Below are 22,746 nucleotides of genomic sequence, written 5' to 3'. Positions count from 1 at the left end.
ATAAGTGGCTTGGGATGCTTGCCAGGCCCCGGGCGGTTTCGGCGTTCTTGAATCCGCCGGGGCCAGGCTTGCTATAGGGTCAGTAATCGGAACAGGGCGATCTTGTTGATCTGCGCCAGCGCGCACTTGAACTCGGTGTCGACCGGGTTGTGGATGCGCGTTTCGAACGCTGCGAGGATCTGATGCCGGTTGCTGCCTTTTACCGCCATGATGAAGGGAAACTTGAACTTGGCCTTGTAGGCGTCGTTCAGCTCGGTGAAGCGCTGGAACTCTTCGGCCGTGCATTGGTGAATACCGGCGCCAGCCTGTTCATGGGTGCTGGCTTCGGTCAGCTGGCCCTGGACGGCGGCTTTGCCAGCCAGGTCCGGGTGAGCGTTGATCAGGGCCAGCTGACTGGTGTGATCGGCGCTCAACAGGATGTCGCTCATGCGCTGGTGCAGGGTTTCGATCTGGTCGATCGAAGCGTCCTGGCCCAGGTCGAAGGCCTTCTCGGCCACCCATGGCGAATGTTCGTAGATGTCGGCGAAAGCGGCGACGAAAGCATCGCGGCTCAGGGTCGACGGTTTGACGGTTTGAAAGGTGCTCATTTGGCAGCCCCTTGGTACGGGTGGGTTTCCTGCCAGTGGCGCGCGATGTCGACGCGACGGCTGAACCACACCTGTTCATGACTTTTAGCGTATTCGATAAAGCGCTTGAGCGAAGCCAGACGCGCCGGACGGCCGATCAGGCGGCAGTGCAGGCCGATCGACAGCATTTTCGGTGCTTCGGCGCCTTCGGCGTAGAGCACGTCGAACGCATCCTTGAGGTATTCGAAGAAGTCGTCGCCCTTGTTGAAACCCTGTACCTGGGTGAAGCGCATGTCGTTGGTGTCCAGGGTGTACGGGATCACCAGGTGTGGCTTGCCGGTCGGGTTGTTCGGTTCCCAGTAGGGCAGGTCATCGTCGTAGGTGTCGCTGTCGTAGAGGAAACCACCTTCTTCCATCACCAGGCGACGGGTGTTCGGGCCGGTGCGGCCGGTGTACCAGCCCAGCGGGCGTTCACCGGTGATTTCGGTGAGGATGCGGATCGCTTCGAGCATGTGCTCGCGTTCCTGGGCCTCATCCATGTACTGGTAGTCGATCCAGCGGTAGCCGTGGCTGCAGATCTCGTGGCCGGCATCGACCATGGCGCGGATCACGTCCGGGTGACGCTGGGCGGCCATGGCCACGGCGAAGATGGTCAGCGGAATGTCGAATTCCTTGAACAGCTTGAGGATCCGCCATACACCGGCACGGCTGCCATACTCGTAAAGGGACTCCATGCTCATGTTGCGCGCGCCTTGCAGCGGTTGGGCAGAAACCATTTCCGAGAGGAACGCTTCGGACTCTTTGTCGCCGTGCAGGATGTTGCGCTCGCCACCTTCTTCGTAATTGAGTACGAACGACAGGGCAATGCGGGCATTGCCCGGCCAGTGTGGGTGCGGAGGGTTACTGCCGTAACCGACCAGTTCGCGTGGGTAGTCAGCGCTCACTGCGGGCTTCCTTCTTGTTCGATGATGACGGTGGGTGCGACGCAGCTGAAAAATGGGTGGCAGGCTTGCGTCACAGCGATGGGCTGATTGTATACAACTTTATATTCACTTTGTAAGCCTGAATTTTCGCATTTTTCACCGGCGGTCATCTTTTACTGCGATTGGCGTGAGCCTGCAAGAAATCTGCCTGACTGGTCAGTAATTTGCTGAGGGGGGCATAGGCTGTACGGTTTGGCCGGAAATCGATGCCAAATACGCTGGTGGCGGGGGTTAAGCGAAAAATGTCGTTTTTATTGTGTACAATTTTTATGGAAAGTGTCTTAATCAATCGCTCGCCGCAGCTTTTCGTGTTCAGAATCGGTGCGGTCTCCTTTTCAACTGACTTCGGGAGGCGCGAAGTCTGACTGCTCCACGCAGGCAGGCGCGCAGAATCAATGGGACGTTTGACTACACACGTTTTAGACGCAGCACACGGTTGCCCGGGCAGCTCGATCAAGGTCGAGTTGTACCGCGTTGAAGGTTCGCAGCTGGAATTGGTCGCCACTGCAGTTACCAACAGCGATGGCCGTGTCGATGCACCGCTGCTGCAAGGCGATGACTACCGCACCGGGGTCTATCAGGTTCAGTTTCATGCCGGCGATTACTACCGCGCCCGTGGCGTCAAGCTGCCGGAGCCTGCCTTCCTGGATGTCGTAGTGCTGCGTTTCGGCATCTCTGCCGAGCAGGATCACTACCACGTGCCGCTGCTGATTTCGCCTTACAGCTATTCGACATACCGCGGCAGCTGATCCCCCAAGCAGCTGCTGCACCCTGGAAGCGACTGCGCATATAGCTTCTTTGGTCTTTCGCCCGCTCACACTGCGGGCTTTTTTTCGTCTTGAAAAATGCTGCGCCTGGTCTGACGCCATCGTCGGATCTGCGGCGCTCACAAATCCCCTGTAGGAGCGAGCTTGCTCGCGATGATCTCCGGTACGCCGCGCTGATCCAGAACGCACGCGTTATCGTTGACGACCATCGCGAGCAAGCTCGCTCCTACAGCTGTTAGCGGCTCAGAAGGGACGCAGCCCCCGCACCACTGAACAAGCCCGCACTCACCCTATTGAACCAGCTCTGCCCCTTGCCGCTGCGCAGATACCGCGCCGCACCATGGGCGCCGAGGCCATAGGCCAATTTGCACAGCAGGTCGAGCAGGGTCCAGGTCGCAATCATCACCAACAGTTGCGGCAGGAACGGCTGTTCGGCACTCAGGAACTGCGGCAGGAAGGCGGCGAAGAACAGAATGTCTTTCGGGTTGCTCGCGCCCAGCATGAACGCACGCCCGAACAGTGCACGAAAGCGTGGCACCGCTGCTGCCTGTGGCACTTCAGCGCCGTGGGACGGCTGGCGCGACTGCTGCCAGCTCTGCCAGGCGAGGTAGAACAGGTAAAGCGCGCCAAGAATCTTCAGGGCACTGAACAGCTGTTCCGAAGCCAGCAACAACGCACCCAGGCCCAACGCCGAAGCGCTCAACAGGCAGATCGAGGCCGATACGCCGCCAAGAAAGGCCGGGTAAGAGCGGCGCAGGCCGTAATTCAGACTGTTGCTGATCATCAGCAACGACAGCGGCCCCGGGATCAGGATCACTATCAGCGCAGCGCCGCTGAACAGCAGCCAGGTTTCCAGATTCATCACTTTCCTCCATTTGCACAAAAGCCCCACCCGACGGGGTGAGGCTGTTTTCAAGCCTGTACAGCCTGTGATTTACAAGAAGATGAACTTGGCGATGAAGATCGCGCAGAGCACCCACAGGCTGACCGAGATTTCCTTGTACTTGCCGGTGCCGGCCTTCAGCGCCACATAGGTGATGAAGCCCAGCGCGATACCGTCGGCGACCGAGAAGGTCAGGGGCATCATGATTGCGGTGACGATCGCCGGAATGCTGTCGGTCGCTTCGTCCCATTCGATGTGGGCCATGCCGCCCATCATCAGCATTGCCACATAAATCAGTGCGCCAGCGGTGGCATAGGCAGGAATCATGCCGGCCAGTGGTGCGAAAAACATTGCCGCAATAAATAGCACACCGACGGTGACTGCGGTAAGACCAGTCCGACCACCAGCGGCCACACCGGCAGCACTTTCCACGTAGCTTGTCACTGGCGGAACACCCACCACTGCGCCGAATACGCTGGAAGCACTGTCGGCTTTCATGGCGCGGGAAAGGTTTTCGATCCGGCCATCAGCGCCTACCAGGTTGGCGCGCTGGGCAACCCCCATCAAGGTGCCGGCGGTGTCGAACATGTGCACGAAAAGGAACGCCAGGACCACGCTGATCATGCTGACGTTGAACACGCCGGCGACGTTCATGGCCATAAAGGTCGGAGCCAGGCTCGGCGGGGCCGACATGATGCCCTCGTAGTGCACCAGCCCAAGGCCCCAACCGGCGAGGGTCACGGTGATGATGCTGATGAGGATCGCGCCGAACACCTTGTGATAGCTGAGGATGGCGATCATCAGGAAGCATACGGCGGCGAGCAGCGGGCCGGGTTCGCGCAGGGAGCCGAGCTTGATCAGGGTGGCCGGGCTATCGACGACGATACCCGCGGTTTTCAGGCCGATCAGCCCCAGGAACAGCCCCACGCCGGCGCCCATGGCGAAGCGCAGGCTGACCGGGATGCTGTTGAGCAACCATTCGCGGATCCGCGAGAACGTCAGGATCATGAACAACACACCGGAAACGAACACCGCACCGAGGGCGGTTTCCCAGTTGTAGCCCATGGTGCCGACCACGGTGTAGGTGAAGAAGGCGTTCAGCCCCATGCCCGGTGCCAGGCCGACCGGCCAGTTGGCGTACAGGCCCATCAACAGGCAACCGAGTGCGGCGGCGATGCAGGTGGCGACGAACGCGGCACCATGATCGATCCCGGCGTCGGCCATGATGTTGGGGTTGACGAAAATGATGTAAGCCATAGTGATGAAGGTTGTCAGACCGGCAATCAGCTCGGTCTTCACCGTGGTGCCATGCAAGCTGAGTTTAAAGATGCGCTCCAGCCAGCCATTGCGTAAAGGCGGCGAGAGATCCAGCGTCGATGCTTCGGATTTGCGGCTTTCCACAGCGAGGTACTCCTCAAGAGTTTTATTGTTATTTCCAGGGCCGGACCCATGAGGGTGGCAGCGACCCTTTGAGGTACTTGCGAATTTGTTGACCTATTGGTCAGGAACTCGCACGAAGTGGATTATGCTTTTGTATACAAAGAAAGCAAATAATGTTTTTGATTTTGTAGACGAAATATTTGGCTTTAGGGATATATCGCCTGGAAAGACGCTTTCGCGAGCAGGCTCGCTCCCACAGTTGAGCGCATTACCCTGTGGGAGCGAGCCTGCTCGCGAAGGTTTTGAGGTATCAGATTTTTTGTTGGTTCTCGCCTAGTGCCAGGTTCACCGCCAACCAGCCATTCACCGCCGTCTCCCCAGCCTCGGCGAACACCCGCTCCAGCAATTTCACCTGCTCATGGCGCAACGACTGTTCGAAACGAGCGCCGTCCTCGGTCAGCTCCAGCAGTCGCTTACGCTTGTCCGACTCGGAAGCGACGCTGTCCACCAGATGCATTTCCACCAACTGACGCAACGGCATGTTCAACGCCTGCTTGCTCACCCCGAGCAATGCCAGCAGCTCCTTGACGCTCAGGTTCGGATAGCGGGCGATGAAAAACACGATGCGTTGGTGCACCCGACTCAGGCCGCGACGTTCGAGCATTTCATCGGCTTTGGCGGTGAAGGCCTGGTAGCCGAAGAAAAACGCTTCCATGGCCTGTTGCTGGGAAAGCGGTTTTTTAAGGTCAAGCATATTGACGTATCCGTTCGACGAAGCGTAATTTTGGTCAATAAGTTTGACTCATTTTATTCGTGCCTCGCTACCGGTGATCCCCATGGCTTTTTCCGAACGTGTCTCGCGCCTTAAAAGTTCTTTGATCCGTGAAATCCTCGCCGCTGCCCAGCGCCCGCAGATGATGTCGTTTGCCGGTGGCCTGCCAGCCGAGGCCATGTTGCCGAAGGTCGAATGGGCCGGGATGCCGCTGTCCATCGGCCAATACGGCATGAGCGAAGGGGAGCCGGCGCTGCGCGAAGCGTTGGCCGACGAAGCGCGAGCGCTGGGTGTGCCGTGCGAGGCCAGTCAGGTGCTGGTGGTCAGTGGCTCACAGCAGACCCTGGACCTTGCCGCCAAGCTGTACATCGACAAGGGCACCAAGATCCTGCTCGAAGCGCCGACTTATCTGGCTGCGTTGCAAATCTTCCAACTGTTCGGCGCCGATTGCCTGACCGTGCCGCTGGAAGCCGACGGGCCGAACCTTGTGGAGCTTCGTACTCGCCTGGAACACCACCGCCCGGCCTTCATCTACCTGATCCCGACCTTCCAGAATCCATCGGCCGTGCGTTACAGCGAATCAAGTCGCGATGCGGTAGCGGCGTTGCTGGATGAATTCGGCGTGACGCTGATCGAAGACGAGCCTTACCGCGAACTGACCTTCGACGGCGGCAGTGCCACGCCGATTGTCAGTCGCTTGAAAAAAGCCAGCTGGATCTACACCGGCACCGTGTCGAAAACCCTGCTGCCGGGTTTGCGCGTCGGCTTTCTGATCGCCAGCCCTGACCTGTTTCCCCATCTGTTGAAACTCAAGCAATCGGCGGACCTGCACACCAATCGGGTAGGTCAGTGGCAGGCACTGCAATGGATCGGCAGCGAAAGGTATCGGCAGCACCGCAGTGAGTTGCGTGACTTTTACCGTGGGCGTCGGGATGCGTTTCAGGCGGCACTGATCACGCATTTCTCCGATCTGGCGGACTGGAACGTGCCGCAGGGTGGGCTGTTTTTCTGGCTGAAACTCAAGCAACCGCAGGACACCCGCACCTTGCTCGACACCGCGTTGGCCAATGACGTGGCGTTCATGCCGGGCGAACCGTTCTTCCCCGAGCCGGATAACCATCCGGGGTATCTGCGGTTGAATTTCAGCCATATCGATCCGGCGCGGCAGGATGAGGGGCTCAAGCGATTGGCGGCGGTGGTGCGCACCGCCCAGGCCGCAAAAGCAGCCTGACGGGAGGGTAGAAACAAACAAACCGGCTTGAGGGCCGGTTTGTTTTTGAAACTTATGGTGCCCAGGCGGGCCTCTTCGCGAGCAGGCTCGCTCCCACTTTGGGGCTGTTTTGAGCACAGATCTTGTTCACAACAACGTTCTATTGTGGGAGCGAGCCTGCTCGCGATAGGGCCATCAGCCCCACCACAGCAACATCAAACTGCAGCGAAACGCTTGTCCAGATAATCAATGATCACCTTGGACTCATACATCCACGTGGTCTGGCCATTCTCTTCGATACGCAGGCACGGCACCTTGATCTTGCCGCCTTGCTCCAGCAAGGTCTGGCGATCCTGCTCGTTGTTCTTCGCATCGCGAAGGGCCACCGGCACATTCAGGCGGTGCAGGGTGCGGCGGGTCTTCACGCAGAACGGGCAGGCGTGGAATTGATACAGGGTCAGGCCCTTGGCGGCGGATTCGACCTGGGCCTGAGCGGCAGCAGGGCGCTTTTTCTTGCTCGGGCGCGTGATGAAGTCGATGAAGATGATCAGTTGGCCAAGGCCGACACGAAGCGCTTTTACGAACACGTTGAAAGCCTCACGGTGCAAATGAATAAGGGCGCGCAGCTTACCTGATTTTTTGCGGGCGAAAAAAAACCGGCGATGAACGCCGGTTTTCTTCGTGCCGCGAATTACTTGATGAGACTGAGGAATTCGCTGCGGGTGGCTGCATTCTCGCGGAACTCACCGAGCATCACCGAGGTGATCATCGACGAATTCTGCTTTTCCACGCCGCGCATCATCATGCACATGTGCTTGGCCTCGATCACCACGGCAACGCCCAGGGCGCCGGTGACTTGCTGGACCGCTTCAGCGATCTGACGGCTGAGGTTTTCCTGGATCTGCAGGCGGCGGGCGTACATGTCGACGATGCGCGCCACCTTCGACAGGCCCAGGACCTTGCCGCTCGGGATGTAGGCGACGTGAGCCTTGCCGATGAACGGCAGCAGGTGGTGTTCGCACAACGAGTACAACTCGATGTCCTTGACCAGCACCATTTCGCTGTTGTCGGAGCTGAACAGGGCACCGTTGGTGACCTCTTCGAGTGTCTGTTCATAGCCGCGGCAGAGGTACTGCATGGCTTTGGCGGCACGCTTGGGCGTGTCGAGCAGGCCCTCGCGGGAGACGTCCTCGCCCAGTTGGCCAAGGATCGCGGTGTAATTCTGTTCCAGGGACATGAAACTACCTGTGGGATTTTACGCAAAGGGCAAGGGTACGGTGGCGGACACGACGCTGCAAGCGTGGCGCATCAGCTTTACTCGTCGCGACCTTCCATCATGGTGCGTTTGAGCATGACGTAAACCGCTCCGGCACCGCCGTGTTTCGCCTGGCAGGAGGTGAAGCCGAGCACCTGTGGATGCTGGCGCAGCCAGGTGTTGACGTGGCTCTTGATCATCGGGCGCTTGCCGTCCAGGCGTACCGCCTTGCCATGGGTGACGCGCACGCAGCGGATTTCGAAGCGGGTTGCCTCGGCCAGGAACGCCCAGAGGGTTTCCCGGGCCTTTTCCACGTTCATGCCGTGCAGGTCGAGGCTGCCTTCGAACGGAATCTGTCCGGTCTTGAGCTTGCGCATCTGGCTCTCCTGCACACCATCACGTGCCCACATCAGATCGTCTTCAGGGCCGACGTCGATGACGAACTGATCGGACAGCCCGTCGACGGTGGTGGATTCGGTGCGCACAGTGGCCGCTTGACGCAGCTTGGCGATCTGCGTGCGGTCAGCCTTGGGTTTGCCGGTTTCGGCGCGATCGTGCTTGATCGGCTTGACGCCTTGGATCGCGCTTTTGAACAGGGAAAAATCGTCGTCTTGCATGTCAGCCTCCGCGAAGGGCGGCCAGTTTACCCAACTCGAAGCGAATCGGGCGCGACAAAAACGCGCGCGACGCTTGGCTCAGTCGTGTTTTTTCATCAGGTGCGGGGACATGGCCAGTTCTTGCGACTGGCGCGAGCGCCGACGGCAACGACGCCACAGCCAGACCCCGAGGTACAGCACGAACAGGCCGATGACCAGGATCACGGCAGCCCCGGTGCGGCTTGTGTTCAATTCACCCAGGGCAGGTGCGTGGCCAAGCAGGCTGGCGGTACCGGCCATGGCGAGCAACACGCCGCACATCGCCAGCAATGCCGCAAACGTCGCGCCGATTCGAAAACGCCAGTTTCTTTGGCCTTTGGGCCGCAAGCGGCGAGCGTCAAAACCATCGGATAACTTCATTCCGACCTTCCTCAATGGGTATCGGCCCTTCGACCGGGAGTTGACCGGGATGTTCCTGAGGCTAAGACAATTATGGCAAACGAGAGGTTTTTGCGGATGAGCGGCGTACCAGGCCGCTCATTGAGCGTCGATCAGATCAGTTCACAGGTCAGTGCGAGGGTGGCGAAGTTGTCGCCCATGATCGCCATTTCGGTCTGGTGAACGTGCGCGGCGCTCAGGACTCCGCCCTTGTAGGGCAAGTCGCGTGTGGCGCAGGCATCTTCAATAAGTGTGCATCGGAAACCCAGGTTCTTCGCTGCGCGCACCGTGGTGCTGACACTGGAGTGGCTCATGAAGCCACAGACGATCAGGTCGAGGGCGCCGAGGTCTTCCAGGCGTTTGGCCAGTTCGGTGCCGTGAAACGCGCTTGGCAGCAATTTGCCAATGACGGTTTCGTCACTCTGTGGCTCCAGGCCCGGAATGAACTCGCCACCGACGCCTTGCGGGTTGAACATTCCACCGAGCGTTCCGAGGTGGCGCACATGCACGATCGGCCGACCAGCGGCACGGGCTGCGGCGAGTAACTGCTTGATGTTCGCGACGGCCTCATCCATGCCGCTGAGGGCCAACGGCCCGCTCAAATACTCTTTCTGGGCATCGATGATGATAAGGGTCGCTTGACTCAGTTTGGCTGCCGGATAACCGCGGCCGCTGAGTTGAAACATCGTTTTTGGAACGGACATTCTGGGGCTCCTTGGAGTGGGGCTTTTGCGACATTGTCCTCTGGCTGAGCGGTTCTGTGAATCGCTACGATCGTAGGTGCCGTCGTTGCTGGCCTGTAGCCTTGTCAATAGTCGCATTTTGTTCAATAGCCTGGCGAAAAAACGGATAACTCCTACATTTGAACCGGTAGTTTTCCCGCGTCGTCGTGGCGCCGTTTGACTGGTAGAATCGCCCGTCGATTTTTCTGGAGTTTGCCGTCGTGATCACTTCCCGCCTTCGCACCCTGCGTGACCATATCCGTTGGGCTGTCAGCCGCTTCCATGGGGAGGATCTGTTTTTCGGCCATGGCACCGACAATGCCTGGGACGAAGCTCGGCAGTTGGTGCTGGGCGCGCTGCATCTGCCGTGGGAAATCGCCGACAGTTACCTCGACTGCAATCTGGAAGACGACGAACTGGTCCACTTGCAGAACTTGCTCAAGCGCCGTATCGAAGAGCGGGTTCCGACGGCGTATCTGCTGGGCGAGGCCTGGTTCTGCGGCATGTCGTTCATCGTCGATGAGCGCGTGCTGATCCCGCGTTCACCCATTGGCGAACTGATCGAAAACCGTTTTACGCCGTGGCTGGCTGCCGAACCGGCGCGGATTCTCGACCTGTGCACCGGTTCCGGTTGCATCGGCATCGCCTGCGCCTACGAGTTCCAGCATGCCGAGGTGGTGTTGGCAGACCTGTCGTTCGAAGCGCTGGAAGTGGCTAACCAGAACATCGAGCGCCACGGTGTCGATGAGCGCGTGTACACGGTGCAGGGCGACGGTTTCGAGGGCTTGCCGGGGCAACGTTTCGATTTGATCGTGTCGAACCCGCCTTACGTCGATGCCGAAGATTTCGCTGACATGCCGGACGAATACCAGCACGAACCGGAACTGGGCCTGGCCTGCGGTGACGACGGTTTGAACCTGGTGCGGCGCATGCTTGCCGAAGCGGCGGATCATCTGACCGAGAAGGGCCTGCTGATTGTCGAAGTGGGCAACAGCCAGGTGCACGTCGAGGCGTTGTACCCGGAAGTCGACTTTGCCTGGCTGGAGTTCGAGCGTGGCGGCCATGGTGTGTTCATGCTGAGCGCGCAGCAGTGCCGGGAGCATCAGGCAGTGTTCGCTTCTCGCGTCTGACTGTCAAAAACTTCGCGAGCAGGCTCGCTCCCACAGAGGATTTGTGGCGTTCACAAAACCTGTGGGAGCGAGCCTGCTCGCGAATGGCGGCGACTCGTTCTCAAGCCATTACCGATGCGTGGCAATCCAGATCAGCAACCCCGCCTGAAACACCGCAAACGCCACCAGGCAAGTAATGGTGAAACGCAGCCCGGCGTCTTCGCGTTTGTATTTGCTGACTTTCTCTTCGTGTTTCTTGAGTTTGACTTCCTGCTCGGCCAGGTTCTGCTCGGCTTGCTGGAGCATCTGCGCCGCCTCGAGAATTTCCACGACCTGCAGTTTTTCGCTGTTCCAGTCGCCAGTAAGGTCGCCGATCTGGACCGGCTTGACGCTGCCTTTCAAATGCTGGGCATCGGCATACACCACGTCGAAACCGTGCACACGCAAAAAATGATCGCGGCGCAGGCGGGTGTCTTCGTTCAGCGCATCCTTGTTGTTCAGGTCAAAGCCGTCGACGGTGTAGGTCGGCCAGCGTTTCTTCGCCCAGTTGATGCCCTGGGCCGCCAGGAATCGGCCGATGCCACGGTTCAGCGGTTCAACCTGCAAGCCGCTTTCCGGGCCGAAATGCACGCGTTTGTCGGCATGGTTGACCCACACGTCCAGATGATTCTGCTCCTTGCGCACGCGCTGGCCGGGCAGGGTGATGTTCATGCGCATCAGGCTGCGCTCCTTGTCGCTGCGCTCGGCATAGCCGAACTCGACAAAGCGCAATGGCCGCCCGCCGGTGTTGCGGTCAGTCTGCAACGGCGCCAGACGGAGCATCCTGTGGTGCTCGACGTGGACGTCCGCCCAGGGCAGCTCGACCGCTGGCGGTGCGTCTTGTTCAGCGGTGGTGTCGGGTGAAGTCTGGGTGTCAGTCATAACGGCGAGATCCTGTCCAAGCTCAGCTTGTCGCCAGCCAATGTGGCGGCGACAAAGGCTTATCGGCCGTTTTCTTCAAGACTGGAGGGCTGGGGGGTGTGAAAACTGGTTGAGAACGCCCCCTACAGCGCTTAACTGGTGCGAAGTCCGTCAATAAACCCGAGGATCCGCGAGCCCAGTTCCGCCGCCAGCGGCAATTGCGGATCTTTATAGGAGGCCAGTTGGCGTTTGACGTCGTTGGGTACGATGCGCATGACGTGGTTCATGCCCTCGATCAGCGCCAGTTCGGCATCCGGTTTGGCGGCCTTGAGCAGCCTTGCGTCATTGACGCCGACCTGGATGTCGTTGCTGCCCTGGATGATCAGCGCCGGCATCTTCAGTTTGGCAAACGCTGCGGCCGGGTCCTGGCGGAACAGGGAAATCAGGTACGGCTGTACGCTCGGACGGAAAATGGCCTGCAACGGTGGCGGCACGTTGTCGTCGGGTTTCCCGGCCTTGAGGCTGTCGAGCAACTCATTGCTGCGCAGCATCAGCGGCGGTGGCAGGCGATTGCCCAGTTGCTGGCGGATGACCTGATCGACCGGCCTTGCGCTGCCCGAGACAGAAATCACCGCGTCGGCATCAATGCCGGGCGCTGCGAGGCTGGCGATCAAGGCACCCTCGCTGTGACCCAGCACAATCAGCTTGCCGAAACGCGGATCGGTCTTGAGCTTGTGGCCCCAGGCTTGGGCGTCGGCGACATAGGCATCCACCGTCAGGTTGCGTTCGTCCGGCGTGGCCGCCAGGCTCGCGGCCACACCGCGTTTGTCGTAGCGCACACTGGCGATGTTGTGCTTGGCCAGTACCCAGGCCAGGCGCTTGAGGCTGTCATTGCGCCCGCCGTCGGTGTTGTTGCCGTCACGATCCGTAGGGCCAGAGCCGGAAATGATCAGGACAACCGGTACCGGGTTATCGGATTTTGGCAGCAACAGCGAGCCGAAAAGCTCGCCGGTGCCGGTATCCAGGGTAATAGGGCGTTGCAGGACGGTCGCCTGGGCGAAGCCGGAAATCAGGGTAAGGCTCAAGGCTAAAACTCGCAGCATCATCGCGCCATCATCAAGAAGATGCCGGTTGGACTCACAGGCACCCATAAGGTTCGAGGATGAACTACTTGGGTAGCCTGCGTATACTGGCGCGCATTACGTATTCAGGTTCATTTCACGGAGCGTCCTGCATGTCCGGCAATACCTACGGCAAGCTGTTCACTGTCACCACCGCGGGCGAAAGCCATGGTCCGGCGTTGGTCGCCATTGTCGATGGCTGCCCGCCGGGCCTGGAGATATCCCTGGAGGATCTGCAGCGTGACCTCGACCGTCGCAAGCCCGGCACCAGCCGCCACACCACCCAGCGTCAGGAGGCCGACGAAGTCGAAATCCTCTCTGGCGTGTTCGAAGGCCGCACCACCGGTTGCGCCATCGGCCTGTTGATCCGCAACACCGACCAGAAGTCCAAGGACTACTCGGCGATCAAGGATCTGTTCCGCCCGGCCCACGCCGATTACACCTACCACCACAAGTACGGCGAGCGCGACTACCGCGGCGGCGGTCGCAGCTCGGCCCGTGAAACGGCGATGCGCGTGGCGGCGGGGGCGATTGCAAAAAAATACCTGGCGAGCCAGGGCATCGTCATTCGCGGCTACATGAGCCAGCTCGGGCCGATTGAAATCCCGTTCAAGACCTGGGAATCGGTCGAGCAGAACGCCTTCTTCAGCCCGGATCCGGACAAAGTGCCGGAACTGGAAGCCTACATGGACCAGTTGCGCCGCGACCAGGATTCGGTCGGTGCGAAAATCACCGTGGTCGCCGAAGGCGTGATGCCGGGCCTGGGCGAGCCGATTTTCGACCGCCTCGATGCCGAACTGGCCCATGCGCTGATGAGCATCAACGCGGTCAAGGGCGTGGAGATCGGCGCCGGTTTCGCCAGCGTCGCCCAGCGCGGCACCGAGCATCGCGATGAAATGACCCCGCAAGGTTTCCTCAGCAACAACGCGGGCGGCATTCTCGGTGGTATTTCCTCCGGTCAGCCGATCGTTGCGCACCTGGCGCTGAAGCCGACGTCGAGCATCACCACGCCGGGCCGTTCCATCGATATCCATGGCAACCCGGTGGAAGTGATCACCAAGGGGCGTCACGATCCGTGCGTCGGCATCCGCGCCACGCCGATCGCCGAGGCGATGATGGCCATCGTGCTGATGGATCACCTGTTGCGTCACCGTGGGCAGAACGCCGATGTGCGTGTGAGCACGCCGGTGCTGGGTCAGCTCTGAATGGCTGACTTCACAGCCGCAGCCGTCTGATGGCGACTGCGGCGCTCCCGTACTGGCGGCTCTCCAGTTTCTATCTGTTCTATTTCGCCTTGCTCGGTTCGACAGCGCCGTTTCTGGCGCTGTACTTCGATCACCTCGGATTCAGTGCCGCGCGCATTGGCGAGCTGGTGGCGATCCCGATGCTGATGCGCTGCGTGGCGCCGAACATCTGGGGCTGGCTGGGCGACTACACCGGCCGGCGGCTGGCCATCGTGCGCTTCGGCGCGGTGTGCACGCTGCTGACCTTTTCGCTGATTTTCGTCAGCAAGACCTACGCCTGGCTGGCGATGGTCATGGCCTTGCATGCGTTCTTCTGGCACGCGGTGTTGCCACAGTTCGAAGTCATCACCCTCGCGCATTTGCAGGGGCAGACCTCGCGCTACAGCCAGATTCGCCTGTGGGGCTCGATCGGTTTCATCATCACCGTGGTCGCGCTGGGCCGGCTGTTCGAATGGCTCAGCCTGGACATCTACCCGGCGGCACTGGTGCTGATCATGGCCGGCATCGTGCTCAGCAGCCTGTGGGTGCCCAATGCCCAACCGGCGCCGGGCAACCGGGTGGCGGGGGAAGGGTTCCTCAAGCAGCTGCGCAGCCCCGGCGTGCTGGCGTTTTACGCCTGCGTGGCGCTGATGCAGATGAGCCACGGGCCGTATTACACCTTTTTGACCCTGCACCTTGAGCGATTGGGTTACAACCGTGGCGTGATCGGCATGCTCTGGGCGGTCGGGGTGGTGGCTGAGGTGCTGATGTTTCTGGCCATGAGCCGGATCCTCGCGCGCGTCTCGCTGCGCCGGGTGCTGATGGCCAGTTTTCTGCTGGCGGCGTTGCGTTGGCTGTTGCTCGGTTCGCTGGCGGAATTTCTCTGGGTGCTGCTGTTCGCCCAGGTGCTGCACGCGGCGACATTCGGCAGCTTTCACGCCGCTGCCATTTCCTTCGTGCAACGTAGCTTCGGTGCGCGCCAGCAAGGCCAGGGCCAGGCGCTGTACGCCGCACTGGCCGGCACCGGCGGTGCACTGGGCGCGTTGTATTCCGGCTACAGCTGGAACGCCCTCGGCGCGGCATGGACCTTTAGTATTGCCAGTCTCGCAGCCGTCGCGGCTGCCGTTATCATTGCCACATGTATGCAAGAGGACAGGCCATGAGCCTTACCCGTGAACACCTCGCCCAGGAAATCATCGACGCCGGGCGTTTTCTGTATGGCCGCGGCTGGTCGCCGGCCACCAGCAGCAATTACTCGACGCGCCTGTCGCCGACCGAAGCCTTGCTGACCGTGTCCGGCAAGCACAAGGGGCAACTCGGCATGGACGATGTGCTCGCCACTGACCTTGCCGGCAACAGTCTGGAACCGGGCAAGAAACCGTCCGCCGAAACCCTGTTGCACACCCAGCTCTACAGCTGGCGCCCGGAGATCGGTGCCGTGCTGCACACCCACTCGGTGAATGCCACCGTGCTGTCGCGCCTGACGCCGCAGGACTTCATCGAGTTCGAAGACTACGAACTGCAGAAAGCCTTCAGCGGCGTGACGACCCACGAATCCCGGGTGCGCGTGCCGATTTTCGACAACGACCAGGACATTGCGCGCCTGGCCGCCAAGGTGCAGCCTTGGCTCGACACCCATCCCGATTGCGTCGGCTACCTGATCCGCGGTCATGGCCTGTACACCTGGGGCGCGCGCATGAGCGATGCCCTGCGGCAGATCGAGGCCTTTGAATTTTTGTTCGAGTGCGAGCTGAAGACGCGCTCGCTCTTTAACCGTAACGCATGAACCGTTAAGGAGTTGCCACGATGAGCAGCCTGTCCGTTTATCACGTCTCCAGCCCTGAAATTCCCAACAAGGTGCTGACCCATTTCGAAGACATCGCCTCGACCCTGGCCGAGCAGGGCGTACGTTTCGACCGCTGGCAAGCAGCGGCGAAGATACAGCCGGGCGCCACCCAGGAAGAAGTGATTGCTGCCTACCAGGAGCAGATCGACAAGCTGATGACCGAACGCGGTTACGTTACCGTCGACGTGATCAGCCTCAACAGCGATCACCCGCAAAAAGCCGAACTGCGCGCCAAGTTCCTCGACGAACATCGCCACGGCGAAGACGAAGTACGATTTTTCGTTGCCGGCCGTGGCTTGTTTACCCTGCACATCGACGATTACGTCTACGCGGTCCTGTGCGAGAAAAACGACCTGATCTCGGTGCCGGCCGGTACCAAACACTGGTTCGACATGGGCGAACATCCGCACTTCGTCGCGATCCGACTGTTCAACAACCCGGAAGGCTGGGTGGCCAATTTCACCGGCGAAGACATCGCCAGCCAATTCCCGCGTCTGGAGGACTGAGTCGATGCCGATCAAAGCGATTCTCACCGACATCGAAGGCACCACCAGCGCGGTGAGTTTTGTGTTCGACGTGCTGTTCCCTTATGCCGCCAAACACCTGCCGGCGTTTGTCCGCCAGCACGCCGAGCGCGCCGACGTGGCAGCACAACTGGCTGCCGTGCGCCGCGACAGCAACGAACCGAACGCTGACGTCGAGCGGGTTATTGCGATCCTGTTGGGCTGGATTGCCGAAGACCGCAAGGCCACGCCGTTGAAAGCGTTGCAGGGGATGGTCTGGGAGCAGGGCTATCAGGCCGGACAATTGAAAGGCCACGTTTACCCCGACGCCGTCGAAGCGCTCAAGCAATGGCATCAGAGCGGCTATCGACTGTTCGTTTATTCCTCGGGCTCGATCCAGGCGCAGAAGTTGATCTTCGGCTGCTCGGAGGCGGGGGATTTGACGCCGCTGTTCAGCGGCTACTTCGATACGACGTCAGGGCCAAAGCGCGAGGCGCAGTCCTACGCCAACATCACCCGGGCGATCCAGGTCGAAGCGGAGCACATTCTGTTTTTGTCGGACATCGTCGAAGAGCTCGACGCCGCGCGTGCGGCGGGTATGGCCACTTGCGGCCTGGCCCGTGAGGGCGGGGAGCTGGCGGGGCATGTCACCGTGGACAGCTTTGCGCGGATAAATCCTTCAGCCTTCTAAACACCGCTCGGAAATCGCCGTATAACCTGTGGGAGCGAGCCTGCTCGCGAAGAGTGCATGTCAGTCAACATCAACGTTGAATGACGCACCGTCTTCGCGAGCAGGCTCGCTCCCACAGTTGTTTTCCACATCTCTTACAGCGAATGATAAGTCGGCAGGGCAAACCGTTGCTGGCTTTGCAGCAGGGAAATCTGCGGCAGCTCACTGGCCTGTTCGGCGAGGTCGCGGCGAATCGCACTGATGACCCACATCAATTGGTCGCCATTGTGCAATTGCTGGTAAGAGATCGAGCGCTTGAATTCTCTGCCGTCATCGCTGCACAAGGTCAGCAGGATCCCGCCGTCAGGGCGGTCCTGGGCAGTGACTGCGAAGTGGGAGAACAGGGATGAAAACTTTTCCTGGATAAGGCTCATGTCGTTCAGCTCCGTGATGACTTGAATGGCAAGCATGGGGAGACAGTTGCAGCCTTTGTGCCAGTCATTTCAGCTGAATAATATTGATAAAAATCAATAAGTTACGTTTTTTGATGATTTTTGCTTTCGTGCAATCTGCATGAATGGCCATCGTGCATCCTGCATTTTGCAGGCATGTCGGCGACTCGATGGAACCAATGGGCGTGCACGGGATCACCTTCGCGCAGCGCGTCGCGGATCAAGATCGTGGATCAAGATCGTAGATACAAAACATTTCAAAAACCGCGTGTACAGCTCAAGAACCGTTGACGTATTTTCGGGCTCAGTCATCGCCGCCCGACAATAAAAAAACATCGAACGGGAGCATTCATGAGCCGTACGTCGAACGACACGATTACCTGGGGCATGATGCTCCGCAAGCTGCCTTCCATTGCCAAAGCCATCCCCCGGGTGGTGAAGGGCATGAAGGTCGCCAACGTCAAGGACCCGACCCAGGCGTGTGGTTTGGGCTGGTGTTTCGAGCAAGCCACGTTGCGCAACCCGGATGGCCCGGCGCTGCTGCAAGGCGACGTGACGCTCGGTTACTCCGAGGTCAACCAATGGGCCAACCGCATCGCCCATCACCTGATCGGCCAAGGCATCGGCAAGGGGGATGTGGTGGCGGTCTTCATCGAGAACCGCCCGGAACTGCTGGTGACGATTCTGGCGGTGGCCAAGGTCGGCGCGGTCAGTGCGCTGCTCAATACCTCGCAGACCCGCGACACCCTGGTGCACAGTGTGAATCTGGTGTCTCCGGTGGCGATCATTGTCGGTGAGGAGTTGGTCCCGGCGTACCTGGCGGTTCGTGACCGGGTGTCGATCCAGGCTGCGCGAACCTGGTTCGTCGCCGATCAGGACACCTCTCGCCAACCGGGCATCGCGCCTGAAGGTTTCATCAACCTGATGACCGTCAGTCTCGATGACGCCAACGACAACCCGGCCAGCAGCCAGCAGATTTTCTTCGACGATCCCTGCTTTTATATCTACACCTCGGGCACCACGGGGCTGCCCAAGGCCGGTGTGTTCAAGCATGGCCGCTGGATGCGCAGCTCGGCGAGTTTCGGCATGATCGCCCTGGACATGCACCCGGACGATGTCGTCTATTGCACCTTGCCGCTGTACCACGCCACGGGACTTTGCGTGTGCTGGGGTTCAGCCGTCAGTGGTGCCAGCGGGTTCGCCATCCGCCGCAAATTCAGCGCCAGCCAGTTCTGGAACGACGTGCGCAAGTACCGGGCGACCACCATCGGTTATGTCGGCGAACTGTGCCGCTACCTGGTCGATCAACCGGCCAGTGTCGACGACAGTCGGCACGAGGTGAGGAAGATGATCGGCAACGGCCTGCGTCCCGGCGCCTGGAACGCCTTCAAGACGCGCTTTGCGGTAAATCACATCTGTGAGCTGTACGCCGCCAGCGACGGCAATATCGGGTTCACCAACATCCTGAATTTCGACAACACCATCGGTTTTTCCCTGATGTCCTGGGAGCTGGTGGCGTACGACCACGACAGCGGCGCGCCGATTCGCGGGGCCAACGGCCTGATGCGCAAGGTCGCCAAGGGCGAGCGGGGGCTGTTGCTGGCAAAGATCTACGACAAGGCGCCGCTGGACGGCTACACCGATCCGCAGAAAACCGCCAAGGTCGTGCTCCATGATGTATTCGAGCAGGGCGACCGCTACTACAACACCGGCGATCTGTTGCGCAATATCGGTTTTGGTCATGCACAGTTCGTCGACCGCCTGGGTGATACCTACCGCTGGAAGGGGGAAAACGTGTCGACCACGGAGGTCGAAAACATCCTCCTGAAACACCCGAGTATTTCCGAAGCCGTGGCCTATGGCGTGGAAATCCGCAACACCAATGGCCGGGCCGGGATGGCGGCGATTACCCCCGCCGAATCCCTGGCAACCCTGGACTTCAGCGAACTGCTGGCCTTCGCCCGAGAGCAAATGCCGGCTTATGCGGTGCCGTTGTTCCTGCGGGTGAAAGTGAAAATGGAAACCACCGGGACTTTCAAGTATCAGAAGACCCGACTCAAGGACGAGGCCTTCGACCCGGGTAAAACCGGGGATGATCCGATCTATGCCTGGCTGCCGGGGACCCAGACGTATGTGCAGGTCACGGAGCAATTGTGGTCTGACATTCAAGGCGGCAAGTACCGCTATTGAATCTGGCTATGGCGGCCCATGAGAAAAAACAAGTGACAGTGCCGGGGTGGCTCGGGAAACTGTCGGCTTTTACGAATGACAGAAAAGGGAGTGCCCAATGTCAGACAAAAGCCGCCAGATGACCCCCGAAGAAGCCGCTGAATTTGCCGAACAGGTATTCAACAAGGCACGGGAGGGCGATGCGGCGATGATGGCCGCGCTGCTGACCAAGGGATTGCCGCCGAACCTGCGTAACCACAAGGGCGACACCTTGCTGATGCTGGCCGCGTACCACGGTCATGTGGACACGGTAAAAGTCCTGCTCGAGCACAAGGCCGACCCGGAGATCCGCAACGACAACGGCCAGAGCCCGATTGCCGGCGCCGCCTTCAAGGGCGATCTGGCGGTGATCAAGGCCTTGGTCGACGGCGGCGCGCAGGTTGAAGGTTCGTCCTTCGATGGCCGCACGGCGCTGATGATGGCGGCGATGTTCAACCGCGTCGAAGTGGTCGATTACCTGATCAGCAAGGGCGCCGACCCGAAAGCCAAGGACGCCAATGGCATCACCGCGCTGGAAGCGGCCAAGACCATGGGCGCTTCCGATGCCGTAGCGCACCTGGAAAAACTGCTGGGCTAATGCCGAGCCTTGTGGCGAGGGGACGCTCACTACAGGTCCACAATTGCGCTATCCTTCGCGCCCTCAACATTCCCCTCGCTACAGGATCCGCCCCCATGAAAGCCGCACTCGTCGAACTCATCAGCAAAATCAGCTCCGGGTGCATGGGCGAAGACGAAATCCTCAAGATCGCGGACGAAGCGGCACAGGCCTACGCCGATCCACAGGCGTTTCTGACCGCCAATCCGGACATCAACTACGACGACAGTTTCCCGATCCCGCTGGGTGAGTGGGTGGTGGTCGGCAGCCTGCCGGAAACGGTGCTGTTCCAGGCTGACACCTACATGGACCTGTTCGCCCAGGTCGTCGCTTCGTTCGGCCCGGGTGTGGATTTCAATCTCAAGCCCAAGCAACTGGCCAAGACCGAAGCCCTGACCGCGCTCAACCGTATCCAGGTGCAGATGAGCAGCCTGAACAAGGAAAACGGTGGCTACACGCTGATGAACTTCAGCCAGTTGCTCGATGACGAGTTGCAGGTGGTGCTGGTCTACGGCAATGACGTGCCACGCGTGCTGGAATTGTGCGCAGAAGTCGGTATTGCAGCCGCACCATCACTGGAAGCCCTGAAAGTGGCGATCCACGTCTGATAGCTAAACACTGTCAATAAAACGGAGCCCTCGCGACGACCGTCTATCCTGAGAGGGCAAATCACTCTTCAGGAGCGTCACCATGGGTTCCACGTTCAACAGTCTGGTTGCCTTGATCATTTTTGTCCTGGACATCTGGGCCATCATCAACGTATTCAAAAGTAGCGCCGAGACCGGGATGAAAATCCTCTGGGTGCTGTTGATCGCACTGTTGCCGGTGCTGGGACTGATCATCTGGGCCATCGCCGGGCCGCGGGGCAATGTCAAATTCTGAGCAGGCGACACCGAACCTGTGGGAGCGGGCTTGCCCGCGAAGGCGGCATCACATCCAGTATATATGTGACTGACAGACCGCTTTCGCGAGCAAGCCGGCTCCCATATTCGACCTGTCATGTTCGGCGACGTAGAATGCGCGCCTTTCCCGGTCAATCGAGACGATCGATTGGCCATCATGGGCGGGTAGCCGTCCGTTGCCACCCGCATTCATCGGAGCACTTCCCATGAGCAACACCCCGACCAGCGACTACCTGGAAACCCTCTACGAAGGCTACGGCCAGCGTTTTCGCATGGAAAAACTGCTGCACGAAGTGCGCACCGAACACCAGCACCTGGTGATCTTCGAGAACCCGCGCATGGGCCGGGTGATGGCGCTGGACGGTGTGATCCAGACCACCGAAGCCGACGAATTCATTTATCACGAAATGCTGACCCACGTACCGATCCTCGCCCATGGCACGGCCAGGCGCGTGCTGATCATCGGCGGTGGTGACGGCGGCATGTTGCGTGAAGTGGCCAAGCACCGCAGTGTCGAACACATCACCATGGTCGAGATCGACGGCACCGTGGTCGACATGTGCAAGGAATTCCTGCCGAACCACTCCAAGGGTGCATTCGATGATCCACGCCTGAACCTGGTGATCGACGACGGCATGCGCTTCGTTGCCACCACCACCGAAAAGTTCGACGTGATCATTTCCGACTCCACCGACCCGATCGGACCAGGAGAAGTGCTGTTCTCGGAAAACTTCTACCAGGCCTGCCACCGCTGCCTGAACGAAGGCGGCATTCTGGTGACCCAGAACGGCACGCCGTTCATGCAGATCGAAGAAGTGAAGACCACCGCCGGTCGCCTGCGCAGCCTGTTCCCGGACTGGCACTTCTACCAGGCCGCCGTGCCGACCTATATCGGTGGCTCGATGACCTTCGCCTGGGGCGCCACCAATACCGCTTATCGCAAGTTGTCCCGCGAAACCCTGCAACAGCGCTTCACGGGCAGCGGCATCATCACCCGCTACTACAATCCAGAAATCCACATCGGTGCCTTCGCTTTGCCGCAATACGTGTTGCAGGCAGTGAACAAGCCAAGCAACGACTGATTGGCTGAAACGCAAACCCTGTGGGAGCCTGCTCCCACAGGGTTTGCGCGCGGGTGTCGGGAGATATTTTCACATGCGTCGATGTGTTGGCTCCGGCGGAACATCAGCCAGCTAACAAGGTCGAGATAGAGGTGAACCCATCAATGGGTTTTATCGAGGAGGCACCAATGCAAAAGTGGAAAGTCACTTTCGTGGATGATCATGGCGAAACCGTCAACGAAGTCTTTGAGTGCCCCGAGCGTCCGGACTACGAGCGTGCCGCCAAGCTCATCAAGGCCCGGCTTCTTCCTGTTGCTGCCGCCCTGGACCTGAACGATCTGGAAGGGCGAACCACCGATGCGGGCGTCAAGGAACTCAAGGCCCAGAACAGCATTCAAATCCTCGATATCGCTCCAATCTGAACGACACCTGTCACATTCAAATCCAGACCTTGGCAGAGGCTCTATCTTGGGGCTACTCTGCAAGCGAGATCAGCGAATGGATCGCTAAGGTCTGGTCTTGTCAGCTCCATGCTTGTTTCCCGCCGGCACATCGATTGCCGT

General features: G+C 59.8%; 27 protein-coding genes. 14 read left to right on the top strand and 13 right to left on the bottom strand.

Annotated features, from left to right (window positions below; all coding sequences use genetic code 11):
- Positions 1-71: 71 nt before the first annotated feature.
- The gene (gene uraD, locus ACEN8E_RS20995; protein ID WP_495589702.1) at positions 72-587 is read right to left on the bottom strand and encodes a 2-oxo-4-hydroxy-4-carboxy-5-ureidoimidazoline decarboxylase; all 516 of its coding nucleotides are present in this window, start codon (positions 585-587) and stop codon (positions 72-74) included.
- Entirely contained in the window at positions 584-1,510 is a 927-nt protein-coding gene (gene puuE / locus ACEN8E_RS20990; RefSeq protein ID WP_495589701.1) for an allantoinase PuuE, read from the bottom strand. The genes uraD and puuE overlap by 4 nt, the downstream gene beginning before the upstream one ends.
- 434 nt (positions 1,511-1,944) lie before the next feature.
- Here puuE and uraH point away from each other — a divergent pair, with 434 nt between their 5' ends.
- Positions 1,945-2,298, top strand: coding sequence for a hydroxyisourate hydrolase (uraH, locus tag ACEN8E_RS20985; RefSeq protein ID WP_008017679.1), 354 nt, complete (start codon positions 1,945-1,947; stop codon positions 2,296-2,298).
- A gap of 253 nt (positions 2,299-2,551) precedes the next feature.
- On the opposite strand, the gene ACEN8E_RS20980 is transcribed toward uraH, so the two are convergent.
- The 3 genes from ACEN8E_RS20980 to ACEN8E_RS20970 form a co-directional block, all read right to left on the bottom strand.
- Positions 2,552-3,178: a LysE family translocator gene (locus tag ACEN8E_RS20980; RefSeq protein WP_495589700.1), complete on the bottom strand. Its 627-nt coding sequence runs from the start codon at positions 3,176-3,178 to the stop codon at positions 2,552-2,554.
- Positions 3,179-3,250: 72 nt separating this feature from the next.
- Entirely contained in the window at positions 3,251-4,600 is a 1,350-nt protein-coding gene (locus ACEN8E_RS20975) for an NCS2 family permease (protein WP_495589699.1), read from the bottom strand.
- Positions 4,601-4,889: 289 nt separating this feature from the next.
- Positions 4,890-5,333 carry a MarR family winged helix-turn-helix transcriptional regulator gene (locus ACEN8E_RS20970; protein ID WP_495589698.1) on the bottom strand — a complete coding sequence of 148 codons (444 nt, stop codon included), beginning with the start codon at positions 5,331-5,333 and terminating at the stop codon, positions 4,890-4,892.
- Between the two features lie 82 nt (positions 5,334-5,415).
- Between ACEN8E_RS20970 and ACEN8E_RS20965 the strand changes: the two genes are divergently transcribed.
- The gene (locus tag ACEN8E_RS20965) at positions 5,416-6,582 is read left to right on the top strand and encodes an aminotransferase-like domain-containing protein (protein WP_495589697.1); all 1,167 of its coding nucleotides are present in this window, start codon (positions 5,416-5,418) and stop codon (positions 6,580-6,582) included.
- Between the two features lie 194 nt (positions 6,583-6,776).
- Here the strand turns inward: ACEN8E_RS20965 and ACEN8E_RS20960 are convergent, their stop codons facing one another.
- The 5 genes from ACEN8E_RS20960 to ACEN8E_RS20940 all read right to left on the bottom strand — a co-directional run bounded on the left by ACEN8E_RS20960 (position 6,777) and on the right by ACEN8E_RS20940 (position 9,554).
- Positions 6,777-7,148: a glutathione S-transferase N-terminal domain-containing protein gene (locus ACEN8E_RS20960; protein WP_495589696.1), complete on the bottom strand. Its 372-nt coding sequence runs from the start codon at positions 7,146-7,148 to the stop codon at positions 6,777-6,779.
- A 104-nt stretch (positions 7,149-7,252) separates the two neighbouring features.
- Complete coding sequence (gene folE, locus ACEN8E_RS20955; protein WP_060541549.1) at positions 7,253-7,798, bottom strand: GTP cyclohydrolase I FolE; 546 nt, start codon at positions 7,796-7,798, stop codon at positions 7,253-7,255.
- 77 nt (positions 7,799-7,875) lie between these two features.
- Positions 7,876-8,433 (bottom strand): Smr/MutS family protein, encoded by a 558-nt coding sequence (locus tag ACEN8E_RS20950; protein WP_495589695.1) that lies wholly within the window; start codon positions 8,431-8,433, stop codon positions 7,876-7,878.
- Positions 8,434-8,511: 78 nt separating this feature from the next.
- A complete protein-coding gene (locus ACEN8E_RS20945) occupies positions 8,512-8,832 on the bottom strand; it encodes a hypothetical protein (protein ID WP_495589694.1) in 321 nt (106 codons plus the stop codon).
- Between the two features lie 131 nt (positions 8,833-8,963).
- The gene (locus ACEN8E_RS20940) at positions 8,964-9,554 is read right to left on the bottom strand and encodes a cysteine hydrolase family protein (RefSeq protein ID WP_495589693.1); all 591 of its coding nucleotides are present in this window, start codon (positions 9,552-9,554) and stop codon (positions 8,964-8,966) included.
- 239 nt (positions 9,555-9,793) lie between these two features.
- On the opposite strand from ACEN8E_RS20940, the gene prmB reads away from it, so the two are divergent.
- Positions 9,794-10,702 carry a 50S ribosomal protein L3 N(5)-glutamine methyltransferase gene (gene prmB / locus ACEN8E_RS20935; RefSeq protein WP_495589692.1) on the top strand — a complete coding sequence of 303 codons (909 nt, stop codon included), beginning with the start codon at positions 9,794-9,796 and terminating at the stop codon, positions 10,700-10,702.
- 108 nt (positions 10,703-10,810) lie between these two features.
- Here prmB and ACEN8E_RS20930 read toward each other — a convergent pair whose 3' ends face one another.
- Positions 10,811-11,602: a hypothetical protein gene (locus ACEN8E_RS20930; RefSeq protein WP_495589691.1), complete on the bottom strand. Its 792-nt coding sequence runs from the start codon at positions 11,600-11,602 to the stop codon at positions 10,811-10,813.
- Between the two features lie 131 nt (positions 11,603-11,733).
- Complete coding sequence (locus tag ACEN8E_RS20925; RefSeq protein WP_495589690.1) at positions 11,734-12,732, bottom strand: alpha/beta hydrolase; 999 nt, start codon at positions 12,730-12,732, stop codon at positions 11,734-11,736.
- Between the two features lie 83 nt (positions 12,733-12,815).
- Between ACEN8E_RS20925 and aroC the strand changes: the two genes are divergently transcribed.
- Genes aroC through mtnC form a run of 5 tightly spaced genes read left to right on the top strand, consistent with a single transcriptional unit; the run spans position 12,816 to position 16,965 of the window.
- Positions 12,816-13,907, top strand: a complete 1,092-nt coding sequence (gene aroC, locus ACEN8E_RS20920) for a chorismate synthase (RefSeq protein WP_085716874.1) — start codon at positions 12,816-12,818, stop codon at positions 13,905-13,907.
- A 29-nt stretch (positions 13,908-13,936) separates the two neighbouring features.
- Positions 13,937-15,088, top strand: a complete 1,152-nt coding sequence (locus ACEN8E_RS20915) for an MFS transporter (RefSeq protein WP_495589689.1) — start codon at positions 13,937-13,939, stop codon at positions 15,086-15,088.
- A complete protein-coding gene (locus ACEN8E_RS20910) occupies positions 15,085-15,711 on the top strand; it encodes a methylthioribulose 1-phosphate dehydratase (protein ID WP_495589688.1) in 627 nt (208 codons plus the stop codon). The genes ACEN8E_RS20915 and ACEN8E_RS20910 overlap by 4 nt, the downstream gene beginning before the upstream one ends.
- Before the next feature lie 20 nt (positions 15,712-15,731).
- The gene (locus tag ACEN8E_RS20905; RefSeq protein WP_008017665.1) at positions 15,732-16,277 is read left to right on the top strand and encodes a 1,2-dihydroxy-3-keto-5-methylthiopentene dioxygenase; all 546 of its coding nucleotides are present in this window, start codon (positions 15,732-15,734) and stop codon (positions 16,275-16,277) included.
- Positions 16,278-16,281: 4 nt separating this feature from the next.
- The gene (mtnC, locus tag ACEN8E_RS20900; RefSeq protein ID WP_495589687.1) at positions 16,282-16,965 is read left to right on the top strand and encodes an acireductone synthase; all 684 of its coding nucleotides are present in this window, start codon (positions 16,282-16,284) and stop codon (positions 16,963-16,965) included.
- 134 nt (positions 16,966-17,099) lie between these two features.
- Here mtnC and ACEN8E_RS20895 read toward each other — a convergent pair whose 3' ends face one another.
- Positions 17,100-17,378, bottom strand: coding sequence for a DUF3509 domain-containing protein (locus ACEN8E_RS20895; protein WP_495589686.1), 279 nt, complete (start codon positions 17,376-17,378; stop codon positions 17,100-17,102).
- A gap of 369 nt (positions 17,379-17,747) precedes the next feature.
- Between ACEN8E_RS20895 and ACEN8E_RS20890 the strand changes: the two genes are divergently transcribed.
- The 6 genes from ACEN8E_RS20890 (at position 17,748) to ACEN8E_RS20865 (ending at position 22,605) form a co-directional block, all read left to right on the top strand.
- Complete coding sequence (locus ACEN8E_RS20890) at positions 17,748-19,586, top strand: long-chain-acyl-CoA synthetase (RefSeq protein WP_495589685.1); 1,839 nt, start codon at positions 17,748-17,750, stop codon at positions 19,584-19,586.
- 97 nt (positions 19,587-19,683) lie between these two features.
- Positions 19,684-20,202 (top strand): ankyrin repeat domain-containing protein, encoded by a 519-nt coding sequence (locus tag ACEN8E_RS20885; protein ID WP_057399332.1) that lies wholly within the window; start codon positions 19,684-19,686, stop codon positions 20,200-20,202.
- Positions 20,203-20,297: 95 nt separating this feature from the next.
- Complete coding sequence (locus tag ACEN8E_RS20880) at positions 20,298-20,828, top strand: hypothetical protein (protein ID WP_495589684.1); 531 nt, start codon at positions 20,298-20,300, stop codon at positions 20,826-20,828.
- Between the two features lie 82 nt (positions 20,829-20,910).
- Positions 20,911-21,102, top strand: coding sequence for a PLD nuclease N-terminal domain-containing protein (locus ACEN8E_RS20875; protein ID WP_085716868.1), 192 nt, complete (start codon positions 20,911-20,913; stop codon positions 21,100-21,102).
- A gap of 226 nt (positions 21,103-21,328) precedes the next feature.
- Positions 21,329-22,204 (top strand): polyamine aminopropyltransferase, encoded by an 876-nt coding sequence (speE, locus tag ACEN8E_RS20870; RefSeq protein ID WP_429369308.1) that lies wholly within the window; start codon positions 21,329-21,331, stop codon positions 22,202-22,204.
- A 167-nt stretch (positions 22,205-22,371) separates the two neighbouring features.
- Positions 22,372-22,605, top strand: coding sequence for a hypothetical protein (locus ACEN8E_RS20865; RefSeq protein ID WP_495589683.1), 234 nt, complete (start codon positions 22,372-22,374; stop codon positions 22,603-22,605).
- The last annotated feature ends 141 nt before the right edge of the window (positions 22,606-22,746 follow it).

This window comes from Pseudomonas sp. Pseusp9 (assembly GCF_059491265.1).
The sequence above is the reverse complement of the archived record's forward strand: the minus strand, read 5'-3'. Positions and strand labels throughout refer to the sequence as shown.

Bases quoted from the DNA above. Each gene is read 5' to 3' on its own strand.
- uraD (WP_495589702.1), bottom strand. From the start codon at position 587: ATGAGCACCTTTCAAACCGTCAAACCGTCGACCCTGAGCCGCGATGCT.
- uraH (WP_008017679.1), top strand. From the start codon at position 1,945: ATGGGACGTTTGACTACACACGTTTTAGACGCAGCACACGGTTGCCCG.
- ACEN8E_RS20980 (WP_495589700.1), bottom strand. From the start codon at position 3,178: ATGAATCTGGAAACCTGGCTGCTGTTCAGCGGCGCTGCGCTGATAGTG.
- ACEN8E_RS20970 (WP_495589698.1), bottom strand. From the start codon at position 5,333: ATGCTTGACCTTAAAAAACCGCTTTCCCAGCAACAGGCCATGGAAGCG.
- ACEN8E_RS20965 (WP_495589697.1), top strand. From the start codon at position 5,416: ATGGCTTTTTCCGAACGTGTCTCGCGCCTTAAAAGTTCTTTGATCCGT.
- folE (WP_060541549.1), bottom strand. From the start codon at position 7,798: ATGTCCCTGGAACAGAATTACACCGCGATCCTTGGCCAACTGGGCGAG.
- ACEN8E_RS20950 (WP_495589695.1), bottom strand. From the start codon at position 8,433: ATGCAAGACGACGATTTTTCCCTGTTCAAAAGCGCGATCCAAGGCGTC.
- ACEN8E_RS20945 (WP_495589694.1), bottom strand. From the start codon at position 8,832: ATGAAGTTATCCGATGGTTTTGACGCTCGCCGCTTGCGGCCCAAAGGC.
- ACEN8E_RS20940 (WP_495589693.1), bottom strand. From the start codon at position 9,554: ATGTCCGTTCCAAAAACGATGTTTCAACTCAGCGGCCGCGGTTATCCG.
- ACEN8E_RS20930 (WP_495589691.1), bottom strand. From the start codon at position 11,602: ATGACTGACACCCAGACTTCACCCGACACCACCGCTGAACAAGACGCA.
- ACEN8E_RS20925 (WP_495589690.1), bottom strand. From the start codon at position 12,732: ATGGGTGCCTGTGAGTCCAACCGGCATCTTCTTGATGATGGCGCGATG.
- aroC (WP_085716874.1), top strand. From the start codon at position 12,816: ATGTCCGGCAATACCTACGGCAAGCTGTTCACTGTCACCACCGCGGGC.
- ACEN8E_RS20915 (WP_495589689.1), top strand. From the start codon at position 13,937: ATGGCGACTGCGGCGCTCCCGTACTGGCGGCTCTCCAGTTTCTATCTG.
- ACEN8E_RS20910 (WP_495589688.1), top strand. From the start codon at position 15,085: ATGAGCCTTACCCGTGAACACCTCGCCCAGGAAATCATCGACGCCGGG.
- ACEN8E_RS20905 (WP_008017665.1), top strand. From the start codon at position 15,732: ATGAGCAGCCTGTCCGTTTATCACGTCTCCAGCCCTGAAATTCCCAAC.
- mtnC (WP_495589687.1), top strand. From the start codon at position 16,282: ATGCCGATCAAAGCGATTCTCACCGACATCGAAGGCACCACCAGCGCG.
- ACEN8E_RS20895 (WP_495589686.1), bottom strand. From the start codon at position 17,378: ATGAGCCTTATCCAGGAAAAGTTTTCATCCCTGTTCTCCCACTTCGCA.
- ACEN8E_RS20890 (WP_495589685.1), top strand. From the start codon at position 17,748: ATGAGCCGTACGTCGAACGACACGATTACCTGGGGCATGATGCTCCGC.
- ACEN8E_RS20885 (WP_057399332.1), top strand. From the start codon at position 19,684: ATGTCAGACAAAAGCCGCCAGATGACCCCCGAAGAAGCCGCTGAATTT.
- ACEN8E_RS20880 (WP_495589684.1), top strand. From the start codon at position 20,298: ATGAAAGCCGCACTCGTCGAACTCATCAGCAAAATCAGCTCCGGGTGC.
- ACEN8E_RS20875 (WP_085716868.1), top strand. From the start codon at position 20,911: ATGGGTTCCACGTTCAACAGTCTGGTTGCCTTGATCATTTTTGTCCTG.
- speE (WP_429369308.1), top strand. From the start codon at position 21,329: ATGAGCAACACCCCGACCAGCGACTACCTGGAAACCCTCTACGAAGGC.
- ACEN8E_RS20865 (WP_495589683.1), top strand. From the start codon at position 22,372: ATGCAAAAGTGGAAAGTCACTTTCGTGGATGATCATGGCGAAACCGTC.